This is a genomic window from Nocardioides sp., from assembly GCF_036493135.1.
Classification (GTDB): Bacteria; Actinomycetota; Actinomycetes; order Propionibacteriales; family Nocardioidaceae; genus Nocardioides.
This window is the reverse complement of the sequence record NZ_DASXQG010000046.1, coordinates 1-14,597: the sequence shown is the minus strand read 5'-3', so window position 1 is coordinate 14,597 and position 14,597 is coordinate 1. Positions and strand designations below refer to the sequence as shown.

At 68.0% G+C, this 14,597-nt stretch carries 17 protein-coding genes, 2 tRNA genes and 1 pseudogene; 11 read left to right on the top strand and 9 right to left on the bottom strand.

All coding sequences use genetic code 11. The features are described 5' to 3' along the window. Positions 1-2: 2 nt before the first annotated feature. Positions 3-392, top strand: coding sequence for an OsmC family protein (locus VGJ24_RS07480; protein WP_331499891.1), 390 nt, complete (start codon positions 3-5; stop codon positions 390-392). A 272-nt stretch (positions 393-664) separates the two neighbouring features. Here VGJ24_RS07480 and VGJ24_RS07475 read toward each other — a convergent pair whose 3' ends face one another. Then, positions 665-1,120 (bottom strand): carboxymuconolactone decarboxylase family protein, encoded by a 456-nt coding sequence (locus VGJ24_RS07475; RefSeq protein WP_331499890.1) that lies wholly within the window; start codon positions 1,118-1,120, stop codon positions 665-667. Between the two features lie 61 nt (positions 1,121-1,181). Then, positions 1,182-1,823 (bottom strand): hypothetical protein, encoded by a 642-nt coding sequence (locus tag VGJ24_RS07470; RefSeq protein WP_331499889.1) that lies wholly within the window; start codon positions 1,821-1,823, stop codon positions 1,182-1,184. A 474-nt stretch (positions 1,824-2,297) separates the two neighbouring features. Here VGJ24_RS07470 and VGJ24_RS07465 point away from each other — a divergent pair, with 474 nt between their 5' ends. After that, positions 2,298-3,635 (top strand): FAD-dependent oxidoreductase, encoded by a 1,338-nt coding sequence (locus VGJ24_RS07465; RefSeq protein ID WP_331499888.1) that lies wholly within the window; start codon positions 2,298-2,300, stop codon positions 3,633-3,635. Beyond that, on the top strand, positions 3,632-3,868 hold the full coding sequence (locus VGJ24_RS07460; RefSeq protein ID WP_331499887.1) for a hypothetical protein: 237 nt from the start codon (positions 3,632-3,634) through the stop codon (positions 3,866-3,868). The genes VGJ24_RS07465 and VGJ24_RS07460 overlap by 4 nt, the downstream gene beginning before the upstream one ends. 142 nt (positions 3,869-4,010) lie before the next feature. Here the strand turns inward: VGJ24_RS07460 and VGJ24_RS07455 are convergent, their stop codons facing one another. From VGJ24_RS07455 to VGJ24_RS07445, 3 genes are all read right to left on the bottom strand, one after another. After that, positions 4,011-5,435, bottom strand: coding sequence for an amidase (locus VGJ24_RS07455; protein ID WP_331499885.1), 1,425 nt, complete (start codon positions 5,433-5,435; stop codon positions 4,011-4,013). Between the two features lie 66 nt (positions 5,436-5,501). Next, positions 5,502-5,969 carry a hypothetical protein gene (locus VGJ24_RS07450; RefSeq protein WP_331499884.1) on the bottom strand — a complete coding sequence of 156 codons (468 nt, stop codon included), beginning with the start codon at positions 5,967-5,969 and terminating at the stop codon, positions 5,502-5,504. A 259-nt stretch (positions 5,970-6,228) separates the two neighbouring features. After that, positions 6,229-6,301: transfer RNA gene (locus VGJ24_RS07445), tRNA-Lys, on the bottom strand. Positions 6,302-6,469: 168 nt separating this feature from the next. Between VGJ24_RS07445 and VGJ24_RS07440 the strand changes: the two genes are divergently transcribed. Continuing rightward, positions 6,470-7,417 (top strand): pirin family protein, encoded by a 948-nt coding sequence (locus VGJ24_RS07440; RefSeq protein WP_331499883.1) that lies wholly within the window; start codon positions 6,470-6,472, stop codon positions 7,415-7,417. A gap of 48 nt (positions 7,418-7,465) precedes the next feature. Beyond that, a complete protein-coding gene (locus VGJ24_RS07435) occupies positions 7,466-7,984 on the top strand; it encodes a GNAT family N-acetyltransferase (RefSeq protein WP_331499882.1) in 519 nt (172 codons plus the stop codon). Here the strand turns inward: VGJ24_RS07435 and VGJ24_RS07430 are convergent. Beyond that, a tRNA-His gene (locus VGJ24_RS07430) sits at positions 7,973-8,048 on the bottom strand. The genes VGJ24_RS07435 and VGJ24_RS07430 overlap by 12 nt on opposite strands. A 58-nt stretch (positions 8,049-8,106) precedes the next feature. After that, positions 8,107-8,748: an oligoribonuclease gene (orn, locus tag VGJ24_RS07425; protein ID WP_331499881.1), complete on the bottom strand. Its 642-nt coding sequence runs from the start codon at positions 8,746-8,748 to the stop codon at positions 8,107-8,109. An 85-nt stretch (positions 8,749-8,833) separates the two neighbouring features. On the opposite strand from orn, the gene VGJ24_RS07420 reads away from it, so the two are divergent. From VGJ24_RS07420 to VGJ24_RS07405, 4 genes are read left to right on the top strand one after another with little or no spacing between them, the layout of a single operon-like run. Then, positions 8,834-9,334 (top strand): MauE/DoxX family redox-associated membrane protein, encoded by a 501-nt coding sequence (locus tag VGJ24_RS07420; protein WP_331499880.1) that lies wholly within the window; start codon positions 8,834-8,836, stop codon positions 9,332-9,334. Then, the gene (locus VGJ24_RS07415) at positions 9,300-10,055 is read left to right on the top strand and encodes a DsbA family protein (RefSeq protein WP_331499879.1); all 756 of its coding nucleotides are present in this window, start codon (positions 9,300-9,302) and stop codon (positions 10,053-10,055) included. Before VGJ24_RS07420 ends, VGJ24_RS07415 begins: the two co-directional genes overlap by 35 nt. Before the next feature lie 15 nt (positions 10,056-10,070). After that, positions 10,071-10,337, top strand: a complete 267-nt coding sequence (locus VGJ24_RS07410; RefSeq protein WP_331499878.1) for a transcriptional regulator — start codon at positions 10,071-10,073, stop codon at positions 10,335-10,337. Positions 10,338-10,349: 12 nt separating this feature from the next. Further along, complete coding sequence (locus VGJ24_RS07405) at positions 10,350-11,375, top strand: adenosine deaminase (protein ID WP_331499877.1); 1,026 nt, start codon at positions 10,350-10,352, stop codon at positions 11,373-11,375. Positions 11,376-11,485: 110 nt separating this feature from the next. Here the strand turns inward: VGJ24_RS07405 and VGJ24_RS07400 are convergent, their stop codons facing one another. Together VGJ24_RS07400 and VGJ24_RS07395 are read right to left on the bottom strand one after the other, a co-directional pair. Then, positions 11,486-12,325 carry a class I SAM-dependent methyltransferase gene (locus VGJ24_RS07400; protein WP_331499876.1) on the bottom strand — a complete coding sequence of 280 codons (840 nt, stop codon included), beginning with the start codon at positions 12,323-12,325 and terminating at the stop codon, positions 11,486-11,488. Between the two features lie 117 nt (positions 12,326-12,442). Then, positions 12,443-13,540: an alpha/beta fold hydrolase gene (locus VGJ24_RS07395; RefSeq protein WP_331499875.1), complete on the bottom strand. Its 1,098-nt coding sequence runs from the start codon at positions 13,538-13,540 to the stop codon at positions 12,443-12,445. 237 nt (positions 13,541-13,777) lie between these two features. On the opposite strand from VGJ24_RS07395, the pseudogene VGJ24_RS07390 reads away from it, so the two are divergent. Both VGJ24_RS07390 and VGJ24_RS07385 read left to right on the top strand, forming a co-directional pair. After that, positions 13,778-13,918, top strand: a pseudogene (locus VGJ24_RS07390) (3' terminal RNA ribose 2'-O-methyltransferase Hen1); the annotation flags it as partial. Between the two features lie 100 nt (positions 13,919-14,018). After that, complete coding sequence (locus VGJ24_RS07385; protein ID WP_331499993.1) at positions 14,019-14,402, top strand: hypothetical protein; 384 nt, start codon at positions 14,019-14,021, stop codon at positions 14,400-14,402. The last annotated feature ends 195 nt before the right edge of the window (positions 14,403-14,597 follow it).

The following is a 14,597-nucleotide window of genomic DNA, read 5'->3' as shown; positions in this document are numbered from 1 at the left end:
CCATGAACGATCGCACCGTGCGCACCCGTTGGAGCGGCGGGATGCGGGCTGTCACCGACATCGACGGGTTCGAGATCGTCGTCGACGAGCCCGAGACCCATGGTGGCACCGGCACCGGCCCTGCGCCGACCGACCTGCTGCTGGCATCGGTCGCCTCGTGCATCGCCCTTTCCGTGGCGTTCGTCGCCAGGAGGCGTGGCGTCGAACTACCAGACCTGGACGTGAGCGTCGTCGGCACCTACCACGGGCTCGAGTTCGAGCGCATCGCGGCCTCGATCAGCTCCAGCACCCCTCGTGCGGTACTCCAGGGACTCCTTTCCGAGGCCGAGCGAGTCTGCTATGTCTCGAACACGTTGCGGCACAGCCCCGAGCTCGTCATCAGCGTCGGCTGAGCCGGAGATCACAGTGCCGGGACCCCAGCTCCTCGCGACCAGCCCGACCACCGTGCGGGACCTGATCCGCGGCGAGGAGCGCTCTGCTGTGGTGCTGGGCGCGGGGCCCCTCGAAACCCTTGTGAGCGACCAACGCCTCCTGGCTCCAGCCGCCAAATGGACGACACCCTCGTCGATCTCACTCACGTCGGCCACACCTCGGGTACCGCACTGGCGGTCGGCGTCGTCGCCGCGGCTCGGGTCGCCGATCGGACCCGAACGCACCGACCCGACTAGGCTCTCTCCGCCAGGTCCTGGTGGACGCTCACGGCGAGGCGGTTCCACACATTGATGGTGGCGATGGCTACCAGCAGACGAACGACCTGCTTCTCGTCGTAGTGCCGGGCGACGTCCTCCCACAATCGGTCGGAGACTCCCTCCTCGGACATACGGGTGACCGCTTCGGTGAGCGCAAGCGCCGCCACCTCCCGCTCACTGAACAGATCCGGCACCTCCCGCCACGCCGAGAGGACGTCAAGGCGGCGCTGGCTCTCGCCCGCCGCGCGGGCGTCACGGTTGTGCATGTCGAGGCAATAGGCGCATCCATTGAGCTGCGAGGCTCTTATCCTGACCAGCTCCAGAAGTCCCGGCTCGAGGTCCCCGGCTCGGACGTACTGCTCCAGACCACGCACCGCCTCGTATGCCGACGGGTCGACCTTCTGGATGGAGAGTCTCTGGCTGCTGGACATGACGCAACTCCTCGCGTATCGCTATGGGTGGTGGTCCTTCGCGGGCAAGACCGCGTGCGTATCAATCTCGCCCCCGGGTCAGCTCGTCCCAGTTGATCGTGGCGTGCTCGACACCGGCTTTGCCCAGGTAGGGCATCAGGTCGTCCGAAACTCCAGAACCAGACGTGAGCCAGGCTGCGAACCCACTCGGGTTCCGTCGTTCGAACTCCTCCAGATAGGTCTGCCGCTCTTCGACGACGGCCACCTTCTGTGCCGGCGAGGTACGTCGACGCAAGGCCCTGGAGCTCGTCTGCCAGCCCCCGGACAGCTGTTCATCGGTCAGGGCCAACGTCTCCAGACGCGCTGCCGATGAACGGTGAACCGAGCGCCACCCACGCCGACAGGCACGTAGCGCAGCCGGGGAGCAGAGCGAGAAGAAGAGAACCAACGCGAGCACGCCGGCACCCAGAAGGTCCCAGAAGCCGACGAGGCTGACCGCTGTGGCGCCCCCGAGCACAGCGCTGGTCGCGACGATCCGCATGCGGCGACTGGCCGTGTGACTGCCGTGGCGACAGGCGAGGCAGAGGATCGCGACGGCACAGAGGCCGCCGGAGCCGAGGAACACAGCCAGCAACGCCGGCGGGGGCAAGCGCAGGCCGACACCCAGGCCGAGCAGGAGGATCCCGGCCACGGCGGCCCACCACATGGCCCGGTACACCTTCATCGGATCGCGCCACGGGGTGTGACCCTGCTCCCGAGTGCCGCACGTGCGGTCGTCGGCGGCTTGTCTCGGATGGTCATGGCATCGGCCTTTCGGTGCGAGGCGGCCAGCCGGCCCGGCACCTGCGGTGACAGCTGGGACCCATGTCACTCTCACGATGCAGCACGGTGCCTGCGGCGTCTCGGTGCCTGATCGGCCGAGTTGGACCCGCGGAGGTTGCTGCCGCTCGGCAAGACGCACGGGCGGTGCAGAGCGCGGAGTGGATCGGCCCCAACGCTCTCCTTCTACCTGGAGTTCCAAGGCGACGTCTCGGCCCGCTGCGAGTCGTCAGGGCCGTGTTTAATAGTGAACAAAAGTGTCGTATAGTACTTGGTAGCGCCAGGACACACACTGTGGAGAGGCGTGACCGGTCTGGCTTCGGTATCGGGCCCGGCCACCACGTTGATGCGGGGCCGATGTGCAAGGAAGGGACGGGCGATGACGAGCACGATCGTGGTCATCGGCGGAAGCGCTGCCGGAATGGGCGCCGCTGGCGCCGCGAAGCAGGTGGACCCGGACGCTCGTGTCGTGGTCTTCACCGAGCTGCAGGACGTCGCCTACAGCCCGTGCGGTATTCCGTACGTGCATGGAAAGGAGATCGACTCGTTCGACCGGCTGATCCTGCTGGGTAAAGACCACTACGAGGCGCAGGGGTTCGAGATCCACTACGAGACGGTAGTGAGCGCGATCAGTCTCGAAGACAGAACCGTGGAAGTGCCCGGCCAGCCCGCCGTCCGGTTCGACCGGCTTGTCCTCGGCACCGGCTTCGAGTACGAGCGACCAGACATCCCGGGTGCCGATCTCAATGGCCTGTACTACGTGAGAGACATACGCGCGGCGCAACGCTGGGACGAGGCCCTCGACAGCGTCGAACGCGCGGTGATAGCGGGAGCCCAGCCGATCGGTGTCGAGATGGCGACAGCGCTGGCGCATCGGGGCATTGAGACACATCTGGTCGACCCCCACCCGTGGGCCATGGCAGAGATCGCCGACCCCGACATCATGGCTCCGGTCGAGGACTCGTGGCGCGAGCTCGGCGTCCACATGCATCTGAACACGGAGGTCAAGGCCTTCCTGGGCACGGAGCGAGTTCACGCCGTCGTGACGTCCGACGGTGACATCCCTGTCGACATGGTCGTGATCGGCGCGAAGAAGCTCCCCAACAACCGTCTGGCCGCGCAGGCGGGGATCAAGCTCGGCTCGACCGGTGGGATCATCGTGGACGATCACATGCAGACCTCCGCACCCGGGGTGTTTGCCGCTGGTGACTGCGTCGAGGTTCCTCAGGGGACCACTGGGGTGCCGGTCCAAGGCCTGTCGGGTAGCCATGCCTACGCCCAAGGGAAGGTTGCCGGCAGCGGCGCGGCCGGAAAGTTGCGGCGCTACTCGCCGGTCTACGTGCCGTGGGGGCTGGTCGGTGGCAACTGGATGATCGGTGGCGTGTCCTTCGGCGAGGCGCTGGCTGGCGCGCTCGGGCTCCCATTCGTGTTGGGGGTCGCGGAAGGCATCTCCCGTGCCCGCTACTACCCGGACTTCAAGAAGATCCGTGTGAAGCTCCTTGCCGAACCGGGCTCGCTCAAGCTGATCGGCGCCCAGATCGTTGGCGGCGAGGGAGTGAAGGAACGGTGCGACTTCCTCGCGATGGCAGCTCGCAAGGGTCTGACATTGCATGACATCGCCTGGATGGAGAACGTCTACTCACCGGCCATGGGCGCGCTCAACGAGCCCATGGCGCTGGCGGCGCAGAACGGCCTCGTGGCTGCGGGACAGTCATGACCGGCTTCTTCTTGTGGCTCCGAACGAATTCCCAGAAGTATCTGCTCGAAGACGTCCAGGCGAATTTGGCCCGTCAGTATCTCGGCCGGCCGCCCACGGTCGGGCCTCGGACGCCACAGGTGCTCTTCTGGAAGCACTTCTTCGTGCCGATCTATCGGCGACTTCCCTGGAAGGCCAAGCACTTCATCATCCTGGCGATGCCAGGCAGCCACCGCCGTCACTGGAGCGGCTGACCAGTTGGACGCGCTATCCAAGGATGCAACCGCTAGCCCGTGCAGTACCGCGAAGTGGCAGCGCGACGGGCGTCCCGTTGACCTGGTGCGGGCCCAGACGACCTAAAGCCAAGCCCTGTTCTCGCCGACCAGGTCGCAGGTCTCAGCTATCGGGGCGGCCTCCGGCGTCAGACGGGAGGGGGCGAGTCGGGATCGCCAGATGATGGGTGGTGCGTTCCTGGTATGCCAGTCCGAGGCGCAGCAGCGTCCACTCCGCCGCGAAGTCTCCGACAAGCTGGACGCCGAGGGGTAACCCCTGGGGATCGAAGCCGGCGGGCAGAGAGAGCGCCGGCAGCATGGCGATGTCGATCGGGCAGGTGAACCAGACGGGTCCGCCACGATATACGTTCAGGGTCTCCGCCGTACCCACGGTGATCTCGTCGTCGTCGAACCGGGGGGCAGGGTAGGCCGTGGCCGGCAGAAGCAATGCGTCGACGTCGTGCAGGGCCGTCGCGAACGTTGCGCGGATCCGGGTTGCGTGCTCCCTGGCCTGACATCGGTCTCTTGGACCGAGTTGCTGCCCGTAACGATAGTGCCCGACGATCTGTTGACCGACCCGGTCGAGCTCCAGGTCGGGGTATGCGACCGCGAACTCCGGCCAGGCGATATTGCCCCAGGTGTGCAGCGCGCCCTCCATCTCCGGAAGGTCTGTGTCCACGAGTGTCGCTCCTGCGGAGGTGAGGACTTCGCCGACGTGGTCCAGAGCATCGCGAATCACAGGGTGGATGAGCGCGGAGAAGTAGCCATTCCGGACCCTGCCGATTCTTAGCCCGTGGACGGACGCCGCCGTCGGCGTCGCCAACTGATTCTGCTCGTTCGCGAGCGCGGCATAGCCCCATGCGACATCCTCGACCGACGCGGCCATCGGGCCGATGCACCCCAGGCTGGGGGACAGGGGCATCGATCCGGCCATCGGCAGTCGGCCGTGCGTGGGCTTGAGGCCCACCGTCCCGCAAAACGAGGAGGGGACCCTGATCGAGCCGGCGGTGTCGGTACCAAGCGCGAACGGGACGCTCCTCGTCGCCACTGCAGCAGCTGAGCCTCCGCTCGATCCTCCGGTCATCCGGTCCGGTGCCCACGGGTTACGGGTCGCGCCGCAGGCGGAGATGTGGTTCGTCCCGCTCGCCGCCAACTCGTGCATGTTGGCCTTGCCGACGATGATCGCGCCGGCCGCGCGCAGTTGCGTCACGATGTACGCGTCCTCTGATGCGACGTTGCCACGGAAGGCCTCGCTGCAACCGGTGGTCTCGTGCCCGGCCACATCGAAGAGTTCCTTGACCAGCACTGGTATGCCATGCAGTGGACCAGCGGGCCGGTCCGGAAGGGCGCGAGCGGCGCGCAATGCCTCCTCCGCGAAGAGCTGACTGGCAGCGTTGGTGATCGATTGCCAATCCTGGAGCGAGCGAATTGCCTCCGTCACCAGTTCGACCGAGCTGACTCGACGGTCGCGGATCGCGCGGCACATGTCCACGAGCGAGGCAGGCTGCGTCTGCTCAGCCGGCAGGGCTCTGGCGTCCCGTTCATGCATCAGGCCATCTCCCTGGTCGAAGGCTGCAGCCGACGAATCTCGGGACGGTCTCATCCACTGAAGTCCTCAGATGGCCGCGCGCGAGCGGCTGCGCCGGGTCCACGGCGAGTCGTAGCGTGCCGCGAGGGCGGCCAACGCGAGGGCGCCGATCAGCAGTCCGAAGTCGCGCAGTGCCACGTCGTAGAAGCCGGAGTAGGTCAGCAGGTTGATGATGATGCCGGCGAGCCAAGCCGCAACGACGAAACTGGCATAACGCGGCTTGATCGCGACCAGCACAGCCGCCAGGATCTCCACCGCTCCGACGACGTACATCGCGGTCTGCGCGGAGAACGGGAGCAGGTCTACGATCCACGGAGCCAGGTAGCCGGGCCAGTCGTCGGTGAGAACCTTGGCGTACTTGTCGATTCCCATCCACAACGGGAGCACGACATACCCGATGTACAGCAGCACGAATGCGCCGTAGGCGGAGTCGCTGCGGACTCGCTCCAGAACACTGGTCGCGACCGGCGTGTGTCGGATGGTTGGAGTGTTCATCGGCTCGGCCTTTCGTGCTGAATGGCCAGCCCGCCCGGTGGCGACTGGCTGGGACTCATACCTGGTTTCACGATGCAGCACTCTGCTTCCGGAGTCCGGGTGTGTGATCGGCTGACTTGAAGCCGCAGGGATTGCTGGGGGTCGGCAAGTCGCGCGTGAGGCGGTGGATGGCTGGATCGGCGCGTCGCCTCATCGGGTCATGTGGCCGGCGGTCGTGCCGCCCGCGCCGACGCCAGGAGGTAGCCGTCTGGCCGATGAGTACGCCATCAGGGACTCGAACCCCGAACCCGCTGATTAAGAGTCAGCTGCTCTGCCAATTGAGCTAATGGCGCGTGCCGTGGAAGCGCGGTCAAGGTTACCAGCGCGCGACGTACCCTCCCAATCGGCTTCGAGCTCCTCGCGAGGCCGGCGGGTGGGGGCGGTGCGGAATATTCAAGATTCAACTACCGTTGGTCCGGGCACAGCGCCAGACAGGTGCCAGAAGCATGGAGGTGGGCCCGATGCCCGCAGTGACCGTCGACGACCTGACCACCCTCAGCCGTCTGCCGGAGCCCGGTCTGGGCGACCAGCCGCGCCCGGTCTGGCAGGTGACGACCGCGCCGCAGGGCTTCGAGGGAGAGGGCTTCCCGGTACGCCGTGCGTTCGCGGGCATCGACCTCAGCCTGCTCGACCCCTTCGTGATGATGGACCAGATGGGTGAGGTGGAGTACGCGCCCGGTGAGCCCAAGGGCACGCCCTGGCACCCGCACCGCGGCTTCGAGACCGTTACCTACATGATCGACGGCGTCTTCGACCACCAGGACTCCCACGGCGGTGGCGGCTCGATCACCAACGGCGACACCCAGTGGATGACCGCCGGCTCCGGCATCCTCCACATCGAGACCCCGCCCGAGTGGTTGGTGCAGTCCGGTGGGCTGTTCCACGGCATCCAGCTCTGGGTGAACCTCCCGCGCGACGAGAAGATGGTCGCGCCGAAGTACCAGGACATCCGGTCCAACCAGGTCGCGCTGCTCACGTCGTACGACGCGGGGGCGCTGGTCCGCGTCATCGCCGGCACCGTGGGGTCGCAGGCCGGCCCCGGTTCGACGCACACCCCGATGGCACTCGTGCACGCGACGATCGAGCCCGGGGCGCGGTTCGACCTGCCGTGGAACCAGGACTTCAACGCCCTGGTCTACGTGCTCAACGGCCACGGCTCGGTCGGCACCGACGCGCGGCCGATCCACACCGGCCAGTCCGCGGTGCTCGGCGCCGGCGACTTCCTGACGATCGCCGCGGATGGCACCCAAGAGAGCCGCTCGCCCCAGCTGGACGTGATCGTCGTCGGCGGCAAGCCGATCGGTCAGTCGATCGCCTGGGCCGGCCCGTTCGTGATGAACACCAAGTCCGAGGTGCTCCAGGCCTACGAGGACTTCCAGAAGGGCAACTTCGGCCACATCCCCGGCTGACGCTCGTGTCTCGTCCTCCTCGGCTACGGTCGAGAGGAGGAGAGACCGATGGACTATCGCAACCTGATCAGGCGACTCCCGCTGCCCGACGACTTCGAGGCTCCCACCGAGCTGGCCCACGAGGGTGTCCGGGCGCATGCGATCACCCGGGCCGATCTGCGGGACGACGTAGCCGGGATCAACGCCGGCCTCGAGCTCATCCGGCGTACCCGAGGCGGTGGCTGGCCCACCGAACCCGTCACCGAGGACTTCAACTACGTCGACCTGGTCTGGCACGAGTGCGAGTTCCGCGACGGCAAGTCGTTCACGTTCGTCCTCACCGACGACGCCGGCCGCTACCTCGGGTGTTGCTATCTCTATCCGGTGGGTGCTCGAACGCCGCTGTCCGCGGAGCTGGCGGAGCACGACGTCGACGTCAGCTGGTGGGTCACCCCGGATGCGTACGCCGAGGGCTTCTACCCGCGGGTGTACGACGCGCTCGGTCGCTGGGTGACCAGCGACTTCCCCTTCACCAACCCGCACTACTCCAACGCCGAGATCCCCGGCGTCCAGACATGGGGTGAGTGACGGGACTTGAACCCGCGACCACCTGGACCACAACCAGGTGCTCTACCAGCTGAGCTACACCCACCATGGAGCCCCGGACGGCGTCGATGCTGTGCCGGGGCCAGTGAGGAATTGTAGGGCACCTACGGCGCCGATCCGGTATCGGGGCGGTCGGCCGCGAGACCGGTGAGAGAGCCGCCGTGCTCGTCGGCGAGCGCCTTCGCCTCGGCGCTCTCGGGGCCCGGTGCAGGCACGAAGATCGCGGCTCGGTAGTACCGCAGCTCCTCGATGCTCTCGAGGATGTCGGCCAGGGCGCGATGGTTCCCGCGCTTGGCCGGAGAGGCGAAGTACACCCGCGGGTACCACCGCCGCGACAGCTCCTTGATCGACGACACGTCGACGATCCGGTAGTGGAGGAACGCGTCGAGGTCCTTCATGTCGCGCGCGATGAACGCGCGGTCGGTGGCGACCGTGTTGCCGGCGAGGGGCGGCCGAGTGCCGTCGGCGCAGTGCTCGCGCACGTAGGCGAGGACCTGCTGCTCGGCCTCCTCCAACGTGATCCCGCTGTCGAGCTGGGTGAGCAGACCGGACTTCTCGTGCATGGAACGGACGAAGTCGTCCATCTGCTCGACGGCCTCGGCGGGTGGCTTGATGACCAGGTCGACGCCCTCGCCGAGGGGGTTCAGGTCGAAGTCGGTGACGACACACGCGATCTCGATCAGCGCGTCGGAGACATAGTCCAGCCCCGTCATCTCGCAGTCGATCCAGACAAGGCGGTCGTTCACAGCAGATGACCCTACCCAGAAGCGGCCGAATCGGCGGGTGAGTCGCTCAGCCTTCACTCAGGACCATTTCGTAGGCTGGACCATCGTGAGGCAATGGGTCGGCGTACTCGCGCGCCTGATCGTCGGCGTCGTCAACATCGTCGCCGCACTGTCGAAGTTCCCCGACCCCGCCGGGAACGTCCGTCAGGTCCGGGCGTTCCAGATCCTCCCCGAGTCGATCGTGCCCACCGTCGGCCACGCCCTTCCGACCGTGGAGCTGGTCATCGGTGCCGCGCTGCTCCTCGGGCTGCTCACCCGCGCGTTCGCGATCCTGGCCGCGCTGTTCTTCATCGCGTTCATCATCGGCATCTCCGCGGCCTGGGCGCGCGGCCTGGAGATCAACTGCGGCTGCTTCGGCAGCCACGGTGTTCCCGCGAACCCGCAACGTCAGTACGCCATCGACATCGCGCGCGACGTCGGGCTGCTGATCTGCTGCGCGTGGTTGATCGTGTGGCCACGGACCCGCCTTGCCCTGGACAACCTGCTTTTTCCGCACCACGAGAGGCTCGCCGATGGCGAACAAGACAAGTCAGCAGTCGAAGTCTGAGCGCGCCCAGGCGCTGATGCGGGAGCAGCAGCGCCGAGAGCGCCTGCGGAACCTGCTCGTCGTCGGGGCCGTTGTGGTCGCGATCGCGATCATCGCGGTCGTGATGGTCGTGGTGCAGAGCAACAAGGACAAGACCGGTGAGGCCATCGACCCCGGCGGCACCCCGAACAACCTGACCGGCACCTACAACGTGGTGATCGGGAAGAGCTCGGCGCCGACCACGATCAAGCTCTACGAGGACCTGCAGTGCCCGATCTGCAAGTCGTTCGAGCAGGTGGCCGGCTCGCAGGTCCAGGAAGCCATTGCCGACGGCAGGGCCAAGGTGGACTACCACATGGTCGCCTTCCTCGACCGCTCCTCGACGACGAACTACTCGAGCCGAGCCCTGAACGCGGCCATGGCCGTGCTCAGCACCGCCGGCCCGGACGCCTTCTTGAAGTTCCACACCCTCGCCTACGCCAACCAGCCGGCGGAGGGGAGCGCCGGAGTCCCGGACTCGACCCTGATCGACTGGGCGGTTCAGGCGGGCGCGAACAAGGCGCAGGTCACGCCGCTGATCAACGGGAACGTGTACCACCAGTGGGTGCTCAACGCGACCGACCAGATGTCGAGGGACCACGTCAACGGGACCCCGACGATCTACATCAACGGCAAGCTCCAGGGTGGGAGCCCGCCCAGCCCCGCGGTCGCCACCCAGGCCGTCCTCGCCGCTCTCAAGTGAACCCGGGGGCTCACGGTGCAGGTCGAGCGGGTCCAACGCTGGGTGGCGTCCGCGCTGGTGCTGACGGTCTGCACCCTGTTCGCCACCGGGATGGCGATCCTGTCCGGGACGGTGGACCGAGCGGGGGCACGACCTGGGCTGCTCGGCATCTCCTGCGTCGTCGGACTGATGGCGATGGCCGGCGTCCGGTTGATCAACCAGAAGTCGGTGCTGACGCCGTGGCTGCTGCTCGCGTTCCTGCCGGCGGCCGTGGTCGGTTCGATCTACTGGCTGAGCGGCTGACAGACTCGGGCCGTGGATCTGTCGTCGTTCATCGCTGGACTGCCCAAGGCCGAGCTCCACGTCCACCATGTCGGGTCGGCCTCACCCGCCATCGTCTCGGAGCTCGCGATGCGTCACCCCGGCGTCGTCCCGGTCGACACCGACGAGCTGCGCCGCTTCTTCGAGTTCCGGGACTTCGCGCACTTCGTCGACGTCTACCTTGCTGTCGTCTCGCTGATCCGCACCGACGACGACATCCGCTACCTGACCTACGAGGTGGCCCGGGAGCTGGCCGAGAGCCAGCAGGTCCGGTACGCCGAGCTGACCTGCACGCCGTACACCTCGGTGCTGCCCGACGACCCTGACCACGGGATACCGATCGAGGCGTACACCGAGGCGATCGAGGATGCCCGGATCGCGGCCGAGCGCGACTTCGGCATCGTCCTGCGCTGGATCTACGACATCCCCGGCGAGAGCGGGATGCCCGCAGCCGACGCGACCCTGTCGTTCGCGACCAACCACCGTGTCGACGCCCTCGTCGGCTTCGGGCTCGGTGGTCCGGAGATCGGGGTCGCCCGCGCACAGTTCAAGCCGCACTTCGACGCGGCTCGGCGAGTCGGCCTGCACAGCGTGCCGCACGCGGGCGAGACGACGGGCCCGGAGACCGTCTGGGACGCGCTGCGCCTGCTGGGCGCCGAACGGATCGGGCACGGCACCTCGGCCGCCCTGGATCCCCAGCTCCTCGACTACCTCGCCAGGAGCGGGGTGCCGCTGGAGGTCTGCCCCTCGTCCAACGTCGCGACGAAGGCGGTGGCGAACCTGGACGAGCACCCGATCCGGGCGTTCCGCGACGCCGGCGTGATGATCACGGTGAACTCCGACGACCCGTCGATGTTCGGCACCAGCCTCAACCAGGAGTACCAGATCGCGGCCCGCCTGCTCGACCTCGACGCGTCCGGCGTCGCCGACCTGGCGGCCACGGCCGTGCGCGCGTCGTTCGCAGATCCCGAGGTCAAGGTCGCACTGCTCACTGCGATCGAGATCTACTCACGGGCCTGAAGACGCATCAGGCCCGGCGATCTCATACGTCGCCGGGCCATGACCATTGGATCGTGGGCGGCGACGAGATCGTCGGACCTGATGCGGCGTGTCGGAATGGTGCCGAGCGGTCAGACCACGGTGGCGACGAGCAGGAGGTACTCCCAGCCGATCCCGCCGTCCGGCGTCCGGAACCGCTCGACGAGGTCGACCAGGGCCTGGTCGAGCTCCGCCGTGCGAGCGGGGTCGTCCGCCAGACCGCGGTACGCCGCGATCGTCGGGCCGTAGTTGGTCTTGAAGTACTCCCGGAACGCCACCGGGTCGGCCATGCTCTCGGCGTGCAGCAGCTGCTGGCTCGCCTGGAGGTCGGTCACCCGGTTGCCGAGCAGCTCGCGCACGTGCGCGAGGTCGCCCCACAGCGGCGGGGGCTGGGCTCCGGGCGGCGGCGGTGCCACGAACGGCTTCATGGTGGCGAACAGCTGCCCGATGAACCCGGCCGGGGTCCACGCGATCAGCGCGATCCGGCCGCCCGGCCGGCAGACCCGGACCAGCTCGTCGGCGGCCTGCTGGTGGTGCGGTGCGAACATCACGCCGACGCAGGAGGTGACGGCGTCGAAGCTGTTGTCCTCGAAGGGCAGGTGCTCGGCGTCGCCCACGTGCCACTCGAGGTTCACTCCGGCCGCCTCGGCGTCGGCGCGACCCTGGTCGAGCAGCTCGGGCGTGAGGTCGCTCGCGATCACGTGCGCCCCGGCGGCGGCGGCCGGGATCGCGACATTGCCGGAGCCGGCGGCGACGTCGAGCACGTGATCGCCCGGCCCCAGGTGTGCGGCCTCGACGAGCACCGGGCCCAGGTCCGGGATGATCTCCGTCGCGACGGCGTGGTAGTCGCCGAGCGCCCACATCGCCCGATGGCGCGCCTTCAGGGCGGTGTCGGCGTCGGCGGTGTCGGTGTTGTGCTGCGTGGTGGTCAAGGTTCCCCCTCGGTTGGTCTCGCTCTCGATCCGAGACGCTAGAAGGAGCGATGAGGGGGTCACATCGGTACATCCACCCATCTATCGCCTACGGCGCGCGGCGTACGACTGGGTAGTTCACCCGGCGGCGAGGAGGCGGCTGACGGCGCCGGCGCGAGCGGACTTGCCGCGGAGACCGAGCTTCTCGTAGGTGTTCTGGAGGTGCCGCTCGACCGTGCGGACACTGAGCGTGAGCTCGGCGGCGATGGCGGCGTTGTCGTACCCCTGGGCGGCGAGGGCGAGCACCTCGACCTCCCGCCCGGAGAGGACCTCGCGGAGGTCGCGCCCCCCGGGCAACGACGGGACTGCGGCCTCGTCCTCGGCCAGGAAGTCGGTGACCTCGCGCAGGAACACCGGCCAGGCGAGCTCGTCCTCGAGCACGATGTGGTTCTCGCTCTCCAGGGCGACCAGGCGGGCTCCGGGGATCTCGCTGGCCAGGTAGCGCGAGTAGATGAACGGGTTCATCCGGTCACCGAGCGAGGCCAGCACCAGCGTCGGTACGTCGAGCGCGCCGAGCAGGTGCGCGGCGTTCGCCCGGCCACGCTGCCGCCGTGCCTCGACGGCGACCTCGGCGCTGACGGCTCGCCGTTGCAGCTCGTCGAGCCACCCCATCTGCTCCTCGGTGGCGCCGGGGATCATCTGGTAGGTGAAGACCCGGCGGAACTCCGGGGTCGGCTGCTCCCACCCCACGCGGATCAGGTTGGTGAACGTCTCGTCGAGCAGGCGGTCCTGCTTGGAGGTCCGGACCGAGTCGACCCCGGCGTAGCTGCCGTAGAAGATCAGCCGGGCGACCCGCTCGGGGTGACGCGCGGCGTACTCGATGGTGACGGGACCGCCCTGTGCCATCGCGAGGAGCGCGAAGCGCTCGACCCCCACGTCGTCGACGACCGCCTCCAGGTCGGCGAGCCGCAGCTCCAGGGAGTGGTCGGTGACGTCGCGGTCGGACAGACCGTGGCCGCGCTCGTCGAACCGGATGACGGTGGCGATCTTCCCGAGCTCGGTGAGGTAGTGCCGCCAGACCGGGCTCTCCCAGTCGTACTGCAGGTGGCTGAGCCAGCAGGAGTCGATGACCAGCGGCGGCCCGGAGCCGTGGACGGCGTAGGCGATCGTGACGTCGTCGACAGAGCGGCAGAACCTGACGTCCTGCCGGGGCGTCACCCTCACCGACCCCGCCATGACCGGATCCTAGTCCGGAGTCCGAGGAGCTCGCCCGAACGCACTCGCGCGCCCCGCGGTCCGGGCACGTCGAAAGGACCGCGGGGCGCGCGCCCCCGGACGGGAACCCCAGGGACGGCCACACCGTAAGGACCACGTGACCCCGGTGTCGATGAGCCATCCCGGCCAGGGGACTGCCTGGGAATCAGCTGCCGATAACCGACGGCGCGCGGGAAACCTGGCAGGCAGACTGTCCGCGTGCTGCTCACCGTCTCGACCACCCACGTCCCCGCACGGGACCTCGGCTTCCTGCTCCACAAGCACCCCGACCGGGTCCAGCACTTCACCCAGTCCTTCGGCACCGCGACCGTGTTCTACCCCGAGGCCACCGACGAGCGGTGCACGGCGGTGGCAGTACCGGTCGGGGGCGCTCCAGGCGTACGGCTCACTGGCCGAGGGCTACATCGTCGCCCCGCCTCCGCCGACGCACGCGGTGCGCTTGGTCAAGCGCGCCGTGGCGGCGGACGGCATCACGACGGAAGTCATCGGTCGTCCGACCGGCTACGGCGGCTCCGAGAACGAGCGACGCTGGAAGGACGCGGTGCGCGTCGCGCTCTCTGGGCAGGTGGTTTCCGCGAACCCGCGCGTCTTCATAGAGCTCGACTTCCGGCTGGCGCCCGACCAACTCGGCCGCAACGAGCCAGACCTCGACAACCTGATCAAGTCGACCATCGACGCGCTCGAGGGCGTTCTCGGTGAAAGGCAGCGGACCGGTGTCCGCGTCGAGGCTGACGACGTACGCGTCGAGCGGATCCTGGCGAGCAAGCGACACACGGCGCCGGACGAGACCCCGGGCGCGCGCATCATCGTGCGACCGATCTGACGCTCTCGTGATCGTGACCTGTTCGTGACCGGATCCCTTGTGGAGAAGGGGTTGTGGGCGGTCGGTCTGTCGGTGGGTCATGCCAGAGTGACCACATGGATGTGGTGGAGGTTGACGAGCTGTCGGGCGGTGAGCTGCTCGACCATGCCGCCGACCTCGCGGACACCCAACACCGGTGCGAGATCGGGATCCTCC

What these genes read in the sequence shown, in the direction of transcription:
- VGJ24_RS07480 (WP_331499891.1), top strand. Translation starts at nt 3, where the DNA reads ATGAACGATCGCACCGTGCGCACCCGTTGGAGCGGCGGGATGCGGGCT.
- VGJ24_RS07475 (WP_331499890.1), bottom strand. Translation starts at nt 1,120, where the DNA reads ATGTCCAGCAGCCAGAGACTCTCCATCCAGAAGGTCGACCCGTCGGCA.
- VGJ24_RS07470 (WP_331499889.1), bottom strand. Translation starts at nt 1,823, where the DNA reads ATGAAGGTGTACCGGGCCATGTGGTGGGCCGCCGTGGCCGGGATCCTC.
- VGJ24_RS07465 (WP_331499888.1), top strand. Translation starts at nt 2,298, where the DNA reads ATGACGAGCACGATCGTGGTCATCGGCGGAAGCGCTGCCGGAATGGGC.
- VGJ24_RS07460 (WP_331499887.1), top strand. Translation starts at nt 3,632, where the DNA reads ATGACCGGCTTCTTCTTGTGGCTCCGAACGAATTCCCAGAAGTATCTG.
- VGJ24_RS07455 (WP_331499885.1), bottom strand. Translation starts at nt 5,435, where the DNA reads ATGCATGAACGGGACGCCAGAGCCCTGCCGGCTGAGCAGACGCAGCCT.
- VGJ24_RS07450 (WP_331499884.1), bottom strand. Translation starts at nt 5,969, where the DNA reads ATGAACACTCCAACCATCCGACACACGCCGGTCGCGACCAGTGTTCTG.
- VGJ24_RS07440 (WP_331499883.1), top strand. Translation starts at nt 6,470, where the DNA reads ATGCCCGCAGTGACCGTCGACGACCTGACCACCCTCAGCCGTCTGCCG.
- VGJ24_RS07435 (WP_331499882.1), top strand. Translation starts at nt 7,466, where the DNA reads ATGGACTATCGCAACCTGATCAGGCGACTCCCGCTGCCCGACGACTTC.
- VGJ24_RS07415 (WP_331499879.1), top strand. Translation starts at nt 9,300, where the DNA reads ATGGCGAACAAGACAAGTCAGCAGTCGAAGTCTGAGCGCGCCCAGGCG.
- VGJ24_RS07395 (WP_331499875.1), bottom strand. Translation starts at nt 13,540, where the DNA reads ATGGCGGGGTCGGTGAGGGTGACGCCCCGGCAGGACGTCAGGTTCTGC.